Here is a 17825-nt window from a genome sequence, read left to right as displayed (position 1 = left end):
GCGACTCTACAAAATATATTAATTATAATTGTACTCCATATAACTCATCATTTTAACACCGTGAATATGATATGGGTAGGTCCATACTCGTTCTAAATAAAATAATTGTAACGTCATATTAATCATATGTAACCTTTTTTCAGGCAACCTTTTATTCATCAAGTCTATACTGACTTCAAATACTAAATATTAGGGAGGCTTAGAATGCCTAATTTTCATTCAACGGTGAGTAGAAGGGACTTTATGAAAGGCCTCGGCTTAGCCGGGGCAGGTTTGGGAAGCGCAGCGTTAGTTGCTCCTGAATTTCATGACCTTGATGAGCTTGCCTCATCAGACATTTCTACAAAGAAATTACCTTGGTATATCAAAGAGAGGGATTATGAAAACCCAACCACACCAATAGACTGGAATGCCATTCAACGCTATGACAGAGCTAAACTGCCACTAAGACCAACATTTGCAACCCCAGATGAGGCACAGACTTTAATCGCCTATGCAAAACAGGAAGACCCTGGTTGGGAACCCGGCCCAACTGGTATTGGTGATCTCAGAATCAGCGCCTTAAGCGCTGGAGCAGGAATGTTTGCTTTTGGTGTTATGTTTGGAGCAGATGGGAAACCTTCTAATCTGCATACACTTCTTGGTCGCCCCTCTCTCTATCAACTTCCACCCGATACCCCAAAATGGGAGGGCAGTCCTGAAGAAAATTTGAGCTTGTTAAGATCGGCAGTACGTTTTTATGGTGGAAGTGAAGTTGGCGGCATTGAATTAACTCCAAATATAAGGAAATTAATTTGGACCCAAACCACACCGGGAGAGTCATGCCGAGGTACCAGAGAAATGGGGCAAATTGTAGATGGGGTAAAAGGTGACATACCTCTGATTTATGAAGAGGTCGAAAAAGCATATATGACCGATGATAAGTTAGTTATTCCAAATAAATGCCAGTGGATTTTGACTTGGACATTAAGACAATCACAAGACTTGACTCGACGAATGCAAGGAGTCACTGAGAATGCGGCTGTATTCATGGCATATTCCCAAATCGCGATTGTTGAACTTAGGATCCAAGCTTTTTTACATGCCCTTGGATATCAAGGTTTAGGCGGTGGTACTGGAGAATGGGGTCCTGCCGGTGCATTCTCGACTCTAACAGGACTCGGTGAATTATCACGAGCCAGTTACGCTATCGACCCAAAGTACGGGTTAGCTACTAGAGGAATGAACCGTATGATTACCGATCTTCCAATCGCCCCGACCAAGCCCATTGATGGTGGTATGCGAAAGTTTTGTTATACCTGTGGTATTTGTGCTGATGCCTGCCCATTTGGTTGTATAGAAACTGGAGACCCGACTTGGGAAGGTTCACAACCTTGGATGAACAGCGGCTATGAAGCATGGCGCTGTAATTATGAAAACTGCCCACATTGCCCCACATGCCAAGGCACTTGTCCTTTCAATGCACTATCAGGTTCGGCAGTGCATGACATTGTGAAAGGTACCGTCGCAATTTCACCAATATTCAACGGTTTCTTTACTGGAATGGAAAAAACTTTTAAATACGGCCGGAAACCGACCGACGAGTGGTGGTCACTTGATCAACCGGAATTTGGTTACTATTAAAAAATATATTTGATGGAGGATAAATCATTATGTCTTTGTTTATAGGTGCCTTAATAGGCGCAGCTGTGATACTGTTAATTTCTATAGCTAAATCAAAAGGTATATTAGTAAAATGGTATGAATGGGTCTTAGTTATTATTGCTATTTTTTCGATAATTCTTGGCATTCAGCATTTCATAGGTTCAATAACAATGGAAAATGAACCAACTGCAGGTTGGATGGGACTACTAATATTCGAGCTCATAGGGGTAGCAATTCTGGTCACAATTTGGCAACTTAATGTAAGGAAAAGTTCGAAAAGATTATAGTATCTCCAATGTTTGGCGTAGATGTGTTTTTATCACATCTACGCCACTTTATTATGTGCCTCCTAATTGAACTAAAATTAATCTGCTTCGCTCTATTGATAAGCTGTTTATTCCGAACATTATCCCCCATCAGCCCCACCATCCCCGAAAACTTCACATTAGCTGGATTATATTGCTAAAATACTGCCTTCAAGACCCTTTCTTCCAATTGAATTATGTTCCCAGCCGCTTAAGCATATTTTCTCACATACTGAATAAAACCTAATCTAAAGACCAGTAACAATCTATCCCGCCGCCGGGTGTGCTTCTTTTCTTCAACAGCTATACTTGATAATCAGATTGCATCAAATATAGATTTTGACCGGAAGAAAGGCACTATGAAAAACCAAACGGCTTTGCGCTGGTTGATACCAATTATAGGCATACTGGTGCTGTTTGCCGCCGGGATGGGCCTGTTCTATGAGAAAGAAGGGCAGCCATTTTCTTATACCAATCACCGGGGTGAAACAGTCACCATCAACGGCGAAGGATTATATTACTACGACACCGTCAGTTCGGCCGCTCAGCAGCAGGGCAATGATCTGGTAGCCCTGGCGGTGGGACTGCCGCTCCTGGTCATATCCGCCAGGATGGCCTTTAGCGGCTCCTTCAGAGGCCGATTGCTGCTGACCGGCACGCTCGGATATTTTCTTTATACCTATCTTTCCATGTCCATGCTTACCGCCTATAATATGCTGTTCCTGGTATATGTAGTTCTATTCAGTTTGAGTCTTTTTGCCTTGATTCTCAGCATCATGTCCTTCAACATCAAGGAGCTGCCGCACCGTTTTGCACCCCGCCTGCCGCATAAAACCATAAGCGGGTTCATGTTCCTGGTAGGCGGTTTCCTGCTGATGGCATGGCTGGGGCGGATTATTGCGCCTCTGTTAGAAAGCCAAACGCCGGCGCTGGAAAATACAACTACCCTGGTTATACAGGCGATGGACCTTGGACTTATTGTTCCGTTGGCGATACTGGCCGGTATATTACTGCTGCGCCGGAAGCCATGGGGGTATATGCTTACTTCATTGATGCTGCTTAAAGGAATAACCCTGGGCCTGGGGGTCAGCGCCATGGCCGTCAATATGGCTTTGCGGGGAGTTGCCGACGAGATGGCCATCGTTGTTCCATTCATGCTTATCACCCTGATAAGTGTCGTCTTGGCGGTAATCCTGCTTAAAAATGTGGTCGACAAGGAAACATCTATGGTTGAGGAGCGGTTCATAACCAGCGATGAAATCAGGTCATAATAGCCAGGCTAAAATAAGATTTGTATTCAAGGAGGAGTCATGAGAGCGGGAAAAGTAATTCTGTTAATATTTGGTTTGCTGGGCATTGTCGCATCGACAGGGTTCTTATTCGGCGGAGGCGGAATATTTTTAGCCGACGCTACCATCAAAGATAATGCCGGCTATTACTCCACCAAGACTATTCAAGTTGAGCGCGGTTCTTACGCGGTGGTGACCGGCCCCGCCGACATTCATCTCGACAACGGCTGGGACTGGGGGGATTTGGCTTCATTCAAAGCAACCGGGTCCAGTAGTGAGACCTCCGGAGATATATTCATCGGAGTAGCTGAAACCGATGATGTTGAGGACTATCTGAGCGGTGTTGATTATGATGAAGTTACTGATTTTTCAATGTTCCCTGCCAATGTGAGTTACCGCAACCACGCCGGGACTGCCGTACCCGATAGCCCGACCGCGCAATCGTTCTGGGTTGCTGCAGTTCACGGCTCCGGCACTCAAACGCTGGAATGGGACATGGAATCCGGCAGATACTCCCTGGTTTTAATGAACAGCGACGGGTCCAAAGGAGTTGATCTTGAGGTGGTGCTGGGTATGAAAGTCCCATGGCTGACCGGAATAGGTTTCGGGATTATATTCATGGGTGTTTTAGGATTGATTATAAGCGGCATCATGATTTTCTTCGCCGTTAGGTCCCCACGCAACCAGGATAATCCACCACCAGCCAACCCCTCGCAAGCAGAGTCCGAAAATTCAGCTGCCGAGAATAACATTGAAAACACCGATGTCCCTGATGGTAAAACCAGCCTGGGACTGGACCCAAATGTGGCAGGACTGCTGTGTTACCTTTTTGGATGGATATCAGGCATTATCATATTTATCCTGGAAAAGGAGAATAAGTTCGTCCGCTTCCACGCGCTGCAGAGCATCATTGTTTTCGGATTTCTTACCATAGCCGGAACGGTATTGGGTGCCTGGCCTTTCTTTGGGAAACTGCTGGAAGCCGGTATTGGAATAATAACCCTGGTTTTCTGGATTGTATTGATGGTAAAGGCTTACCAGGGCGAAAAATATAAAATGCCGCTGGCCGGCGATTTCGCGGAAAAGCAGGCCGGCTGATCTAATAGAAATGACTGCGAAAATTTCTATTATTGACCAGAACCTTTATGGTGCTTATAATAGCCTGACGTGATTAAGAAGCGTCTCTATTTATGACTGAATATCAAACTTTACTGGTCCCGGTAGCTGGACGTCCGGAAGATGAAGATGCCCTGGAGTTGGCCTGTAATCTGGCCCGTTGCTCTGGCAATCCAAGAGTGGTGGTTACCCATGTGATTTCGGTAGACCGCTCACTTCCGCTGGATGCCGAAATTGATTCGGAAATTGCCAAAGCCGAAGGGGTTTTGTCCCGTTTCGAAAACCTGGCTCAGAAATTCGGTATTGATGTCGAGACTAACCTGCTGCAGGCGCGTTCGGTAGGCCCGGCCGTCGTGGATGAAGCGGTCGAACAAAAAGCAGATGCTATTGTGCTCGGTTCAGAATACAAAACTCATTTCGGAGAATTCTGCCTGGGCGAGGTAGTGCCCTATGTCCTGCAAAATGCTCCCTGCCGGGTTATTTTGTATCATCGCTCCAATTTTCAATAAGGAGTTAGCTGATGAAAGTCATCATCATGGGCTGCGGCCGGGTAGGTGCCCAGTTAGCGGCTCTACTGGATAAGGAAGGTCACGAGGTTATTGCCCTGGATACCGACACTTATTCTTTTCGCCGCTTGCCGTCGGACTTTAAGGGGCAGGCTTTGCTGGGGAGCGGACTAGAGGAAGAATTTCTCAAGAAAGCCGGCATTGAAACGGCGGATGCTTTTGTAGCCGTAACCGAGGGAGACAACCGCAACGTGATGGCAGCGCAGATAGCCAAAAAAATATTCAATGTGCCAAAAGTATTATGCCGAATATATGACCCGCTTAGGCGTGATCTCTATACTATCCTCGGTCTGGAAGCTTTAAGCCCGACCACTATCTTTGCCGAACTTTTGAAAGAAAAGTTGGAGAGTTAAATGTATATAATAATTGTTGGCGGCGGCCGCCTGGGCTATTCGCTGACCAAAGCTCTACTGGCTGAAGGACATGAAATACTGCTTATTGAACGTGACATGGCAGTCTGCGACGGTATCAACAAGGAATTGGGTAATGTTTGCCTGCGCGGGGATGCCTGTGAAACAGCCATTCAAGCCGAAGCCGGTACCGGGCGAGCCGATATGCTCATTGCCGTAGCCGGCGGGGACGAAGATAATCTGGTAGCCTGCCAAGTCGCCAAATACCGCTTCAATGTTCCACGCACCATAGCTCGGGTAAGGGACCCACGAAACGAAGTTATTTTTAAAAAACTGGGAGTTGACGTAACCGTCAACTCCACCAATATCATCTTAGAGCGTATAGAACACGAGGTTCCTTCTCACCCGATGACTCATCTCTTCTGCATTACCGGTGACCAAAAGGATTTCGAGATATTGGAAATCCGAGCCGACTCGGGTGAAGCGGTCGGCAAAACCATGAATGATATTGCCCTGCCGGATAAAGTGGTGCTGAGCCTGGTAATTCGTTCGGGAGAAAAACCTTTCATGCCGCGCGGCGATACGGTATTCCAATCTCAAGACCAGATAATAGCCGTTGCCCCGACCGACAGCGAAGATAAACTTAGGGAGCTTTTCAACGGAAATTAACGATTTACAATCTCAAAATAGATTGTAAATCGGCCTTAACCGGCTGAAATAGCGCTGACCGGGTTAATCTATATGCCCATAACTCGAGAATTCAGCATCATTAAGCCGAATGAGACGGTAAAAAATATCTGAGAGCAGGAGTTATCTTTTGCGTTACCTGTTAGCCGGACCGGATGATTTCTCCCTCAAATCTAAATTGAGTCAGATCAAAACATCATTGGGTGACCAGTCAATGCTGTCTTCGGCTACCAATTTTTTTGAAGGCAGCAAATTAAGTCCGGACGAACTCCGCCTGGTAGTTAATGCCACCCCCTTTCTTTCACCTGCCAGACTGGTGATTATCAACGGCCTGCTGAATCGCTTCCAAGTCGCGGATAAAAAACCCGGTATCAAGAACAAAAAGGGTAAAACAGCTGAAAAAGGGAAAAACAACCCGGATACCATTGAGGAGTTCGGCAAAATAATTAACTCAATGCCACCTACAACGGTACTGGTGTTTACCGAATCATCACTGAACCGCAGCAATCCGCTGCTTAAACTGATTACCGAGCCCATAGAAATCTTCGAGTTCCCGTCACTGGATAAACCTCAACTCAAAGAATGGCTCAAGCGACGGGCTGCCGAAGCCGGCGGGGACTTCACCCCGCCCGCGGTGAATCTGCTGGCCCAGTATATCGGCTCCGACCTCTGGACAGGAGCGGCTGAAGTAGAAAAGCTAACTCTCTATGCTGACGGCAGACCGGTCACTGAAGAAGATGTCAAACTAATGGTAAGTAATGCCCAGGAGGCTAATATTTTCCACCTGGTAGATGCCATTTTTGAACAAAAAATAAAAAAAGCTACCGAATCTCTGGAAAATCTTAAGATGAATGGCGCTTCAGCCGCATATATAATAGCCATGATAGCACGGCAACTTCGGTTTATTATCCAGCTCAAAGACTTGAAAAGCCGCGGCGAAAAAGATGCTGAAATTAGAAAAAAGCTGGGGCTGAATTCTGATTTTGTTTGGCGTAAGACATTGAATCAGGCTTCTTTTTTCCCTCTCAACAGATTCAAGGATATCTATCGCAGGCTTCTTGACACTGATATTTCCATCAAAACCGGGCAGATGGATGAAACCACCGCTATTGATTTATTGATTGCCGAACTTTCAGTTGATCGCACTACTAGTTAGTCATACTTTTGAAACGCTATTGAGGTGATTTGCCAAATATTAAGAGAGGGGGCTATAAAGCCCCCTCTCTTTTGTTTCTACAATATTCTGTTTTTAGGCCTTGTGGCGGACAACCAGCTGCCAAGTCACAACCAGCAGGATAACAGCCGGAAGACCGGTTACCAGCAGGAACATGTTGGCGGCAGTGGGTTCCAGCTCAGCCAGTGAACCGAAGTAGTTCTGAATGGTGAAGAGCAGCAGAAAGATACCGATAAGACCGATCACCCATTCGTACCACTTCATGGTGATGCCTTTGTCCTTCAAGAAACTGAACAACCAGATCAGGAAGGCGCCGAGGATAAGACCGATTACTAACCACATAATTCCATTTCCCCCTTATTTTTTCCTTATTATTCCCTTATTTTTTACTTATTATAGTGACTGTGGCACCCCCTGTCAATACCCTGATTAACCTTTCTCAATCGTAATAATAAAATTCTTTTTTAATTTTTCAGGTTATTTTTTAAAACTCTTTATTTTGTTGCCGTTAAGGACGCATTATAATCATAATCAATCTTTTACCTTGACACCTGATTTACGCCAATGCTAGATTGAACTCAATCTGCCCTACACAAAAGGTGCCCTCTATGCCTCGACCTGGTATAACCTCGGAAGCTGAATTTGCCCGGCTACTGGAAGGCCGGAGATTAATCATGGCTTCTCATCGAGGCCCGGTCGAATTCAAGACGGACGATGAGGGAAAACTGCAGCCACACAGGGGCAGCGGCGGAGTGGTAACCGCGCTATCAGGTTTGTGCCGATATTTGGACCTGGACTGGGTCGCAAGCGCCATGAAGGAGGGTGACCGACGGATGGCCCGGCAAGAGGACGGGGCCTTCCGGGTGTCCTTAACTGATGCCGACCTTTCTCTAAAGCTGGTGGTAAACCCCCGCGCCGTCTATCATAAGCATTACAGCGTATTCTGTAATCCGCTATTATGGTTCATCCAGCACTACATGTGGAATTGGTCCCGGACTCCGAATATTGACGCATCAGTATATGACGCCTGGGAAAACGGCTATAAAAAAGTAAACAGGTCATTTGCCGACGCGGTACTGGAACAGGCCAGTACCGACAGCAATCGGGCAGCGGTTATTATCCATGATTATCATCTATACCTGGTTCCTTCACTCATCAAAGAGTCAATGCCTAATCTTCCCATACAGCACTTCACCCATATTCCCTGGCCCAGTCCCCGTTACTGGCAATTGCTTCCCCGACATATGCGTGAGGCCATCATTTCCTCATTATGTTGTTCGGATATCGTCGGTCTGCAAACCCGGCGTGACGTAGATAATTTCTTGCTGTGCTGTCATTATTTTTTTCCGGATGCTGAAGTTGATTATGAAAAAGCAACTATTAAGCGCGACAACCACCTGACTCGGGTTCGGGCATATCCAATCTCGGTAGATGTTCAAGGTTTGAACGAAACCGCAGCTTCTGCAGCCGTATCGGAATATCAGACCAAAATCGAAGCCGCCTGCGGAATAAAAACAATTATAAGAGTAGACCGGGCTGAACCGTCAAAGAACATCATCCGCGGATTCCGCGCCTATGAACAGTTGCTCACCAAGTATCCCCAGTTCAGAGGTCAGGTAAAATTTCTGGCTTTCATGGTTCCCAGCCGCAGCCATTTGAAACCCTATCAGCGTTATGTTGAAGATGTTTTCAGTCTCATCGACTCAATCAACACAGCTTACGGAACTGAAGACTGGCAGCCAATTGAGTGCTTTTATGAAAACAACTATCATCAAGCCCTGGCAGCCATGAAACGGTATGATGTGCTTATGGTCAACGCCGTGATTGATGGCATGAACCTGGTGGCCAAGGAAGGGGTAACCGTTAACCGCCGGGACGGAATCCTGCTGCTTTCGGAAACAGTGGGCGCCTGGGAGCAATTGGGAGAATACGCCCTGTCAACCGCCGCGGCTGATATTGAAGGGACCTGTAACGCTCTTTACCATGCCTTGACCATGACAGACGAAGAAAGAAAACTCAGGGCTACAGCCCTCCGGGAATCCGTTGCCGCGGAAGACCTGGCGGGATGGATCCGGTCATTGGTCGGAGACATAGCCAGTATCTAAAGGCGTAATTTAATCCAATTTGTCTCTGGGAAACAAGAATCAGGTATTTCCCGGGGCATTACGCCCATCAAGCCATTGGCGCTTCTGGCTAAGTCGTATTTTTTCATCGGTAGACCGATAATCCGAGAGAAAATCGCGGGCAAAATCATCATAACGCCCGTCCTGAACAGCCTGCCTGAGATCATCCATCAAACGCTTCATAAAATAGAGATTGTGCATCGTCGCTAGTCTATGACCCAGCAATTCCTTCGCGCGGAACAGGTGGTGAATATAACCGGCACTGAATCTGGTACAGGTATAACAACGGCAGCCTGCTTCAACAGCCTGTTTGACCCCTTGATAACGGGCGTTGGCTATATCTATTCGCCCGCTACGGGTCAGCAGTGCTCCGTTGCGGGCAACCCTGGTGGGCAAGGCGGAGTCAAACATATCAATGCCCGCGCCCACGGCCCGGACAATATCTTCCGGTGAGCCGACACCCATCAAATAACGGGGTCTGTCGACAGGCAACACTGCCGTCGTTCCGGCAGTAATTTCGATTGTCTGTTCCTTACTTTCACCGATGGCCAGTCCGCCGATAGCGTAACCGGGAAAATCAGCTTCCATCAAACCCTCGGCTGAACGCTGTCTGAATTCCGGGTATAACCCTCCCTGTACTATGGGAAAAAGCGCCTGGTCGGTACGTTTTTTAGCCCTCTGGCATCGCAAAGCCCAATCATGAGTCCGGGCTACCGCGGTTCCAATAATCTCTCTCGAGGCATCAACCGGAGGACACTCATCAAGCGCCATTATAATATCGGCTCCCAGTACTTCCTGGTACTCAACAGCCAGCTCAGGACTGAGAAAATGCTCCGAGCCATCAATATGAGAACGGAAGGTAACCCCTTCATCACTTATCTTGCGTAAAGGCGAGAGTGAAAACACCTGATAACCGCCTGAATCGGTTAAAAGAGCACCATCCCAATTCATGAACCGATGCAGCCCCCCATAGCCTTCAATAACATTGATTCCAGGCCGCAGATAAAGATGGTAATTATTAGCCAGAATAAGTCCGTAACCAATATCACTGACTTCTTCCGGAGTCAAAGTCTTTATCGTCGCCTGCGAACCGACCGGCATAAAACATGGAGTTTTCACCTCAGAGTGCGGCGTCTTCAGAATACCGGCACGGGCGTTTCCGCTGTTTTCAAGTGTAAACAACAACTACTTTATCCTTCACTAGTCAATTCATCAATAAAATATATAATGGCAACTTGAAATAATACTGAGCGTCTAAAATTATATAATCCGGCAGCACGAATTAGAACTGCCGGTTTTCATCCAGCCAGTCCTGCAATATTACCGCCGCAGCTACTGCGTCATCCCGTTCCTTGAAATAAAAACCCCTCTTTTTTTTCCGGTTGGCTTTCATAATTTCCTTGGCGCCAGCCGTAGAAAAACGTTCATCCTGGAAAAAAACCGGTACGTCTATTATGGAAGCCAGACGCTGGGAAAACAACTGCACCTTCTCAGCTTGAGTGCCGGTGACACCGGTAAGCAACCGGGGTAATCCAATTATAACCCTGGCAGCCTGGTGATGGTCTATTAAATCAGATAAAGCTTCAACATCGGTCAATTCGTCACGACGTTCAACTACGGTCAAAGGCCGGGCAATCACACCCATGGGGTCTGAGAGAGCTACTCCCACCCATTTGTCGCCAATATCCAATCCAATAACACGTTCCAGCACCTGTCAAACTACCTGGTAAATTCACTGACCGCGTCCAAGGCCTGCTGTAATTTGGCTTTGTCACGACCGCCGCCCTGGGCCATATTCGGTTTGCCGCCGCCACCGCCGCCGGCAATCTGGGACAGTCTTTTGACAATATTGCCGGCATGATAGCCCTTTTTTACCAAGTCAGGCGTAACAACGGCCAGGAATATGGGTTTATCCTGCCAGACTGAACCCAGGACAATCACCGCGGAATCGAGTCTGCGGCGCAATACATCGCTCATTTCACGCAGGGTATCCATGTCAGCCCGGTCAACCGCAGCGGTAATCAACGCTGCGCCGTCTACATAAAGGGCATCATCAATTAAGGCGAGTGCTTCCTTGCCGGCCAGTGTCTTGTGCAGAGCAGCCACATTATTTTTCTCGGCACTGATTTCTTCTTCAAGCTGGCATATTTTATCCTGGAAAGACTTCACCTGGTCCCGGATAAAAGCCTCAGCCCCACGGCCGGTTACAGCCTCAATGCGTCGTAAACCGGCGCCTATACTGGATTCACTGATAATTTTAAAAAAACCTATTTCTCCGGTGGCTTTTATATGAGTACCGCCGCACAGTTCAGCGGAAACCCAGTTGTCATCACCGATAGCCAGCACGCGAACGGTCTCTCCATACTTCTCACCAAACAGGGCTGTAACCCCTTCTTGCAAAGCCCGCTGATAATCCTTTTCAGCCGCTTCAACCGGGTGGTTTTCCCGTATGCGCTGATTGACTAACTCTTCAATATGTTCAATCTCTTTGGGCGTAACCGCCTTGAGATGAGAAAAGTCAAAACGCAGCCTGTCGGGCGCCACCACGGAACCGCGCTGCTGAACATGGTCACCAAGCACTTCCCGCAGGACTGAATGCAACAGATGAGTTGCTGTATGATTGCGAGCTATATCATAACGGCGGGCGGCGTCAACACTGGCTAATACCTCGTCACCGATAGCAAACTTCCCTTCACTCACATAACCCTGGTGAAGAATTACGCCGGGACTCAGAAAAACGGTATCGGTTACAACGAATACATTATCACCAATACTGATGTACCCCGTGTCTCCGGCCTGGCCACCCATCTCCGCGTAAAAAGGCGTTTTATCCATGATAATTCCGCCCTGCTCACCCTCAGAAATGAAATCCGCCTGGTCATTGTTTCTGAGAATACCATCCACCGTACCATATTGGGATAATGAGTCATAACCGGTAAAACAAGTGGTGCTGAATTGATGCCCCTCATATCCCTGGCTCAAATCTTTGGCGAATTTAGCTCCGGCGCGCGCCTTTTCCCGCTGCCTCTGCATTTCATAATCAAAACCCGCAGTATCAACTTCAAAATTACCGCGTGAAGCAATCTCCAGGGTCAGGTCCAATGGGAAACCGTAAGTATCATAAAGTCTGAAGGCCTGCTCACCGGTAATTTTACGCCGCAATTGGCTCTCGACTGAAGCCATCATATCTTCCAGCAACTGCATGCCGGTATAGAGAGTTTCGGCAAATCGGGATTCTTCCCGATCCACCAATTCGATTATAAACTGTCGACGCGCTTTGAGTTCCGGATAGGCATCACCCATCTGATCAATAACCGCTTCGATAAGCGGCACCATAAAAGGCCGTTCCAGTCCCAAAATACGACCAAATAACGCCGTGCGCCGCAGCAGACGCCGCAGCACATAGCCCCGGCTTTCATTGGAAGGGATAACACCATCAGCAATCAGAAAAGTAATACCCCGTGAATGCTCCGTGATGATGCGCATGGCCCGATCAATTTCGGCGTCATCACCATAATCATTACCAGAAACTTCACCAACCTTTTTTAATAGATAATTGAAGAGGTCAGTCTGATAAACGGTGGGTTTCCCCTGCATAATAGCGGAAAGTCGCTCCAGGCCCATGCCGGTATCAATATTAGGCCGGGGTAAAGGCACACGAGTGTCGTCAGCGTCCTGGTTGAACTGCATAAATACCAGATTCCAGATTTCGCAGAAACGCCCGCAGTCGCAGGCAGGACCACAATCTGATTGGCCGCAGCCGATGGATTCCCCGTAGTCATAATGAAGTTCAGAGCACGGTCCGCATGGGCCGGAATCCCCGGCCGGTCCCCAGAAATTATCTTTCTCACCAAGTCGTACTATACGTTCCACCGGAACCCCGCGGTCCTTCCAAAAACGGATAGCCTCGTCATCATCCAAATAGACGGTCACCCACAAACGTTCTTCAGGAATTTTCAGACGGGCGGTAACAAATTCCCAGGCAAAATCAATAGCCTCTTTCTTAAAATAGTCCCCTACCGAAAAGTTGCCCAGCATCTCAAAAAAAGTCAGGTGGGAAGAATCACCCACTGAATCAATATCGGTGGTACGAAAACACTTCTGGACAGTGGTCAGCCGGGTGGAGGGCGGCTTTTCTCTACCCAGAAAATAAGGTTTGAACTGCACCATGCCCGCGGTAGTCAACAACAGCGTCGGGTCGCCATGGGGAATAAGCGAAGCCGAGGGCATGATTTTGTGCCCTTTCTCCACGAAATAATCCAAAAATAGTTGGCGTAATTCATCACCGGTCATGGGCATAATAGTTAAGCACCTGTCATTAATTACTTTAGATTAAGATTGTAGGCGAGGGGTATGGGGATGTCAATCGGAAACTAAGTACAGTATTTTCAGAAAACAGATATTGCCGAATACACCATACCTGTTGATATTTATATATTAGAATTTTATAATATTGTTATATAAACGCTATTAGAAGGTGCACTCAAATGACGGAAATGCAGGTGGATTCTTTCAGAGCCGATATGTTCAGAACGCTCAGTCATCCGCTGCGGATAAAAATCCTGAGATTGTTGCGTTCCGGTGAAAAAAACGTCACCCAGTTGCAGGATGAATTGGATGTTGACGCATCAGTTACTTCACAGCACTTAATGGCGTTAAGGTCCAAGAATATGGTATTCACGCGCAAATCAGGCAACAAAGTGTATTACACCGCAAAGGACCCGCAAATATACCAGCTGCTTGACCTAGCCCGGGAAATATTCAATAGACAACTCACGGACCATAAAATAATGCTGGACAAACTTGAAAAGGAAGATAAAGAAATCACGGAAAAGGGCTTGCCAAATTGACAGGACATTATCAATAAGCCAATTTCAGCCGCAAGTTAATCAACACAGCGAAATGACACCAGTATTAATACACTGTTAAAACTTTGCGAAACCACCAAAATCTATGTTCTTGAAACCAATATTAAAAAGATTTGATTACCTGGCCTCTCAATTCCGGGCGTCCGAAACCCCGATAGGGCTAACCTTAGCCGTTATCGTCGGCATGGTTGCGGGCTTGGCGGCAGTAGGTTTCCGGTGGTTGATTGATAATTTCCAGGTTATTTTCTTCGATGGCGGAAAAGAGTTGTTCACCTTCCTCGGTGAATACTATGTCATCATTATTCCGGCATTGGGTGGATTGCTGGTCGGCCCGTTGGTATATTTTTTTGCCCGGGAAGCTAGGGGACATGGAGTTCCTGAGGTTATGGAAGCAGTCGCCTTGAAGGGCGGACGTATTCGGCCCCGGGTTTCCGCGGTAAAAGCACTGGCATCTTCTATTACTATCGGCAGCGGTGGTTCTGTTGGTCGTGAAGGCCCTATTGTTCAGATTGGGGCTTCATTCGGTTCAACCATAGCACAATGGCTGAAGTTACCGGAGGGAACGGTAAAAATTCTTGTGGCCTGCGGCGCGGCAGGCGGTATTGCGGCCACCTTCAATGCTCCGATCGCCGGTGTATTCTTCGCTCTTGAGGTTATCCTGGGCCGGGTGGTAACAAGAAAGTTCGCTTATGTAGTAACCAGCGCGGTGGTTGCCAGTGTGATCGCCCAGGCGATATCGGGCAGCGAACCGGCATTTTCAATCCCGGCTTTCGGCATTGTCAGTCCATGGGAGTTCTTATTTTATATCGCGCTGGGAATTACCGCTGCGGCAGCGGCGGTAATCTTTATAAAGGTGCTTTATAAATCTGAAGATCTTTTCGCCCTGCTGAAAATGCCGGAATATTTCAAACCGATTCTCGGAGGTCTGGCAGTTGGAGCGATAGGATTTTTCAACAGCGACCTTTTCGGCGTCGGTTACAGCGGAATAGACAAGGCTTTATCAGGGGGCATGGCCATCAGCGCATTGTTGCTGGTGGGTTTACTCAAAATAATCGCTACCTCTTTTACGTTAGGCAGCGGCGGCAGCGGCGGTGTGTTTGCCCCGAGTTTATTTATTGGAGCAATGCTGGGGACAGCCGTTGGGACTGCTGTGGGCAGTATTTTCCCCGACATCACCGCTCCTGCTGGCGCATACGGGGTTGTCGGTATGGCAGCCGTATTTGCCGGCACCGCCAGGGCTCCCTTTACCGCTATTTTAATCATTTTTGAAATGACTCATGATTACGCTATCATGCTCCCTCTTATGCTGACGGTTGCCGTCAGTATAGTGCTGAGCCGGGCTTTCAAGAAAGAAAGCATCTATACTCTGAAACTATTGCGCCGAGGTGTTGATATTGAACGCGAAGAGGTGAACGATATCATGCGAACCATCAGCGTTAAACAGGCCATGACAACTGACTTCCCCACCGTTACGGAAAATATGAATATAGACCGGCTGATAGACGAATTCCGCAAAACCGGACACCATGCTTTTCCGGTACTGGACAAAAACAAGCAGCTAATCGGGATTGTAACCCAGACGGATGTCACCCGGCACTTGGGAACAGAAAATCTAAAGAATTACAAGACGGTTGGGGATATTGCCACCCGATCTCTTTACCTGGCTTATCCGGAACAAACACTTGATAAAGTTCTCGAGGCCACAGAAGAAGAATATGTTAATATACCGGTGGTTTCAAGGGATAAACCCAGGGAACTCCTGGGCGTACTTCGGCGTCAGGGCATAATCAGAGCTTACAGAAAAGCAACGAAAAAGCAAAAACTACTGAAAAAGTAACCAACAATAAAGCGTTCTATCTTTTATTATGCTTTTCCGCCCAGGCGTTATTGGCTTTCAGCCAGCCTTCCGGGGTGCCGGTATCATAGCGCACGCCTTCAAATTCACAGGCATAAACCGGCTGGGTTTCCAACAAAAGCCTGATGGCGTCGGTAAGCTGGATTTCCCCTCCCTTACCGGGCTTGGTCTTGCCGATAGCATCAAAAATACCGGGCATCAGGATATAGCGGCCGACGATACCAAGACTGGACGGGGCCTTTTCCGGTTTCGGTTTCTCCACCAAATCTTTGACCTTATAGACCCCTGGGCCAATGGTTTCGGCGTCAATAATACCGTATCGCGCGGTATCTTCCGGCCGGCATTTTTCCACCAGCAAAATATTCCCCGGATGCTTCTTATATACATCCAGCATCTGTTTTAAAACCGGCACATTGGAGTCAACAATGTCATCCGGCAGCATTACGGCAAAGGGTTCTTCACCTACTTCTTCCCTGGCGCTCCCTACCGCGTGTCCCAGTCCCAGCGGGGCAGACTGATAAACCCTTTGGAAATGCGCCATTCGCGACAAGGCCCGGACGTCCTTCAGCAGGGATGCGTGACCCTTGGCCGCCAGCAGCGTCTCCAGTGCCAGGTCAGGGCTGAAATAATCAACAATAGCCTCTTTGCCCTGGGCGATCACAAAAACTACATCTTTAATGCCTGAAGATGTTATTTCTTCTACATTATAATGAATAACTGGCTTGGCCATCAGCGGCAGCATCTCCTTGGGCACACTCTTGGTAATAGGCAGGAAACGGGTGCCGGCACCCCCGGCAACAATTACCGCCTTCTTTACATGCTTCATAATTTCAATTCCTCCCTGGCAAAAAGCGCGGCGCCGACAGCCCCGGCGGCATCTCCCAATTCTGCTGGAACAATCTGAACACTCGCCGCGGCCAACTTATATGTATGTTCAGCAACAAAACGGCGTACCGGATCAAATACCATCTCTCCCGCCTGGCTGACACCGCCGCCGATAACCACAATTTCCGGATTGAATACGTTGACTACCGAGGCTACCCCTATCCCCAGGCAACGCACCGCCTCACTGAAAACCTCAACAGCTAAAGCGTCTCCATTCCCGGCAGCCTCAGCCACATCAGCCGCCATCAGTTTGCCATGTTTATCCATTACATCAGTCAACGCGGACCGGGGGCGGCGGCTTGCCAAATCAGCGGCCTTGCGGGCGATAGCTGTTCCTGAGGCATATTGCTCCAGGCAGCCAAAACTACCGCAGGTATCCGCTGGGCCATTACGATCAATAGTAGTATGACCAAACTCCCCGGCCATGCCGTCAGTTCCCTGATACAGCCGGTTATCAATAATGATGCCGCCGCCGATACCAGTGGAAACAGTCAGGTAAATCATATTGCGGCAACCACGGCCGGCACCGAGGCGATGCTCGGCCAGCGCGGCGGCGCTGGCGTCATTCAGCATGATTGACGGCAAGCCATACCGCTGCGACAGCAATTTCCGCAGCGGCATCCCGTTTACTTCCATCATATTGGGTGAATGGGTAACAACACCGCTTTCCAGGTCAATAGCGCCGGCCGCCGCCAGCGCTATAGCCGCTATTCTATCCTTCGAACCGGACATAGCTTCATCAATGGCTGCATAGAGATTAGCCAGGACCGACTCCTGCCTGCCGCCGCCTTCGGACTGGCGCCAGACCCGGTTGTTTAACCTACCGAGGGCATCAACGTTGCCGGCCAGCACTTTGGTGCCGCCGAGGTCAGCCGCCAGAATTTCCGTTGCCTTTTCCATCAGGGTCAGATTATAAGCCCCGCATCAAATACGGCGCAAACACCGGCGATTGACGCATACGGA

The 17825-nt window shown here is 48.2% G+C and carries 17 protein-coding genes; 11 read left to right on the top strand and 6 right to left on the bottom strand.

The window, feature by feature from the left end; all coding sequences use genetic code 11:
• The first annotated feature begins 204 nt into the window (after window positions 1–204).
• The 8 genes from ACZ48S_RS00860 to holA all read left to right on the top strand — a co-directional run bounded on the left by ACZ48S_RS00860 (window position 205) and on the right by holA (window position 7113).
• The gene (locus ACZ48S_RS00860; protein WP_464213138.1) at window positions 205–1623 is read left to right on the top strand and encodes a reductive dehalogenase; all 1419 of its coding nucleotides are present in this window, start codon (window positions 205–207) and stop codon (window positions 1621–1623) included.
• Between the two features lie 29 nt (window positions 1624–1652).
• The gene (locus ACZ48S_RS00855; RefSeq protein ID WP_464213136.1) at window positions 1653–1931 is read left to right on the top strand and encodes a dehalogenase; all 279 of its coding nucleotides are present in this window, start codon (window positions 1653–1655) and stop codon (window positions 1929–1931) included.
• A gap of 377 nt (window positions 1932–2308) precedes the next feature.
• Window positions 2309–3220, top strand: a complete 912-nt coding sequence (locus ACZ48S_RS00850) for a hypothetical protein (protein WP_464213134.1) — start codon at window positions 2309–2311, stop codon at window positions 3218–3220.
• Window positions 3221–3988: 768 nt separating this feature from the next.
• Window positions 3989–4336: a DUF4870 domain-containing protein gene (locus ACZ48S_RS00845; RefSeq protein WP_464214608.1), complete on the top strand. Its 348-nt coding sequence runs from the start codon at window positions 3989–3991 to the stop codon at window positions 4334–4336.
• A 92-nt stretch (window positions 4337–4428) separates the two neighbouring features.
• Window positions 4429–4863 (top strand): universal stress protein, encoded by a 435-nt coding sequence (locus ACZ48S_RS00840; protein ID WP_464213132.1) that lies wholly within the window; start codon window positions 4429–4431, stop codon window positions 4861–4863.
• Between the two features lie 11 nt (window positions 4864–4874).
• Window positions 4875–5273, top strand: a complete 399-nt coding sequence (locus tag ACZ48S_RS00835; RefSeq protein ID WP_464213130.1) for a potassium channel family protein — start codon at window positions 4875–4877, stop codon at window positions 5271–5273.
• On the top strand, window positions 5274–5939 hold the full coding sequence (locus tag ACZ48S_RS00830; protein ID WP_464213128.1) for a potassium channel family protein: 666 nt from the start codon (window positions 5274–5276) through the stop codon (window positions 5937–5939). It begins immediately after the preceding gene.
• A 148-nt stretch (window positions 5940–6087) separates the two neighbouring features.
• Window positions 6088–7113: a DNA polymerase III subunit delta gene (holA, locus tag ACZ48S_RS00825; RefSeq protein ID WP_464213126.1), complete on the top strand. Its 1026-nt coding sequence runs from the start codon at window positions 6088–6090 to the stop codon at window positions 7111–7113.
• Window positions 7114–7206: 93 nt separating this feature from the next.
• On the opposite strand, the gene ACZ48S_RS00820 is transcribed toward holA, so the two are convergent.
• Entirely contained in the window at window positions 7207–7473 is a 267-nt protein-coding gene (locus tag ACZ48S_RS00820; protein WP_464213124.1) for a dehalogenase, read from the bottom strand.
• 266 nt (window positions 7474–7739) lie between these two features.
• Here ACZ48S_RS00820 and ACZ48S_RS00815 point away from each other — a divergent pair, with 266 nt between their 5' ends.
• A complete protein-coding gene (locus tag ACZ48S_RS00815; RefSeq protein ID WP_464213122.1) occupies window positions 7740–9236 on the top strand; it encodes an alpha,alpha-trehalose-phosphate synthase (UDP-forming) in 1497 nt (498 codons plus the stop codon).
• Between the two features lie 39 nt (window positions 9237–9275).
• On the opposite strand, the gene tgt is transcribed toward ACZ48S_RS00815, so the two are convergent.
• The 3 genes from tgt to alaS all read right to left on the bottom strand — a co-directional run bounded on the left by tgt (window position 9276) and on the right by alaS (window position 13553).
• Window positions 9276–10439 (bottom strand): tRNA guanosine(34) transglycosylase Tgt, encoded by a 1164-nt coding sequence (gene tgt, locus ACZ48S_RS00810; RefSeq protein WP_464213120.1) that lies wholly within the window; start codon window positions 10437–10439, stop codon window positions 9276–9278.
• A 97-nt stretch (window positions 10440–10536) separates the two neighbouring features.
• On the bottom strand, window positions 10537–10965 hold the full coding sequence (ruvX, locus tag ACZ48S_RS00805) for a Holliday junction resolvase RuvX (protein WP_464213119.1): 429 nt from the start codon (window positions 10963–10965) through the stop codon (window positions 10537–10539).
• Window positions 10966–10973: 8 nt separating this feature from the next.
• Window positions 10974–13553, bottom strand: a complete 2580-nt coding sequence (alaS, locus tag ACZ48S_RS00800) for an alanine--tRNA ligase (protein WP_464213118.1) — start codon at window positions 13551–13553, stop codon at window positions 10974–10976.
• Between the two features lie 188 nt (window positions 13554–13741).
• On the opposite strand from alaS, the gene ACZ48S_RS00795 reads away from it, so the two are divergent.
• Both ACZ48S_RS00795 and ACZ48S_RS00790 read left to right on the top strand, forming a co-directional pair.
• Entirely contained in the window at window positions 13742–14104 is a 363-nt protein-coding gene (locus ACZ48S_RS00795) for an ArsR/SmtB family transcription factor (protein ID WP_464213117.1), read from the top strand.
• Between the two features lie 103 nt (window positions 14105–14207).
• Complete coding sequence (locus tag ACZ48S_RS00790; protein ID WP_464213115.1) at window positions 14208–15959, top strand: chloride channel protein; 1752 nt, start codon at window positions 14208–14210, stop codon at window positions 15957–15959.
• Between the two features lie 16 nt (window positions 15960–15975).
• Here the strand turns inward: ACZ48S_RS00790 and ACZ48S_RS00785 are convergent, their stop codons facing one another.
• Both ACZ48S_RS00785 and ACZ48S_RS00780 read right to left on the bottom strand, forming a co-directional pair.
• Window positions 15976–16803 carry a UTP--glucose-1-phosphate uridylyltransferase gene (locus ACZ48S_RS00785; protein ID WP_464213113.1) on the bottom strand — a complete coding sequence of 276 codons (828 nt, stop codon included), beginning with the start codon at window positions 16801–16803 and terminating at the stop codon, window positions 15976–15978.
• The gene (locus tag ACZ48S_RS00780) at window positions 16800–17762 is read right to left on the bottom strand and encodes an ROK family protein (RefSeq protein ID WP_464213111.1); all 963 of its coding nucleotides are present in this window, start codon (window positions 17760–17762) and stop codon (window positions 16800–16802) included. The genes ACZ48S_RS00785 and ACZ48S_RS00780 overlap by 4 nt, the downstream gene beginning before the upstream one ends.
• Window positions 17763–17825 lie beyond the last annotated feature (63 nt).

Source organism: Dehalogenimonas sp. NIT-SK1 (assembly GCF_055384165.1).
This window is presented reverse-complemented; position numbering and strand designations above follow the sequence as displayed.

What these genes read in the sequence shown, in the direction of transcription:
- ACZ48S_RS00860 (WP_464213138.1), top strand. Translation starts at nt 205, where the DNA reads ATGCCTAATTTTCATTCAACGGTGAGTAGAAGGGACTTTATGAAAGGC.
- ACZ48S_RS00855 (WP_464213136.1), top strand. Translation starts at nt 1,653, where the DNA reads ATGTCTTTGTTTATAGGTGCCTTAATAGGCGCAGCTGTGATACTGTTA.
- ACZ48S_RS00850 (WP_464213134.1), top strand. Translation starts at nt 2,309, where the DNA reads ATGAAAAACCAAACGGCTTTGCGCTGGTTGATACCAATTATAGGCATA.
- ACZ48S_RS00840 (WP_464213132.1), top strand. Translation starts at nt 4,429, where the DNA reads ATGACTGAATATCAAACTTTACTGGTCCCGGTAGCTGGACGTCCGGAA.
- ACZ48S_RS00835 (WP_464213130.1), top strand. Translation starts at nt 4,875, where the DNA reads ATGAAAGTCATCATCATGGGCTGCGGCCGGGTAGGTGCCCAGTTAGCG.
- ACZ48S_RS00830 (WP_464213128.1), top strand. Translation starts at nt 5,274, where the DNA reads ATGTATATAATAATTGTTGGCGGCGGCCGCCTGGGCTATTCGCTGACC.
- ACZ48S_RS00820 (WP_464213124.1), bottom strand. Translation starts at nt 7,473, where the DNA reads ATGTGGTTAGTAATCGGTCTTATCCTCGGCGCCTTCCTGATCTGGTTG.
- ACZ48S_RS00815 (WP_464213122.1), top strand. Translation starts at nt 7,740, where the DNA reads ATGCCTCGACCTGGTATAACCTCGGAAGCTGAATTTGCCCGGCTACTG.
- alaS (WP_464213118.1), bottom strand. Translation starts at nt 13,553, where the DNA reads ATGCCCATGACCGGTGATGAATTACGCCAACTATTTTTGGATTATTTC.
- ACZ48S_RS00795 (WP_464213117.1), top strand. Translation starts at nt 13,742, where the DNA reads ATGACGGAAATGCAGGTGGATTCTTTCAGAGCCGATATGTTCAGAACG.
- ACZ48S_RS00790 (WP_464213115.1), top strand. Translation starts at nt 14,208, where the DNA reads ATGTTCTTGAAACCAATATTAAAAAGATTTGATTACCTGGCCTCTCAA.
- ACZ48S_RS00785 (WP_464213113.1), bottom strand. Translation starts at nt 16,803, where the DNA reads ATGAAGCATGTAAAGAAGGCGGTAATTGTTGCCGGGGGTGCCGGCACC.
- ACZ48S_RS00780 (WP_464213111.1), bottom strand. Translation starts at nt 17,762, where the DNA reads ATGGAAAAGGCAACGGAAATTCTGGCGGCTGACCTCGGCGGCACCAAA.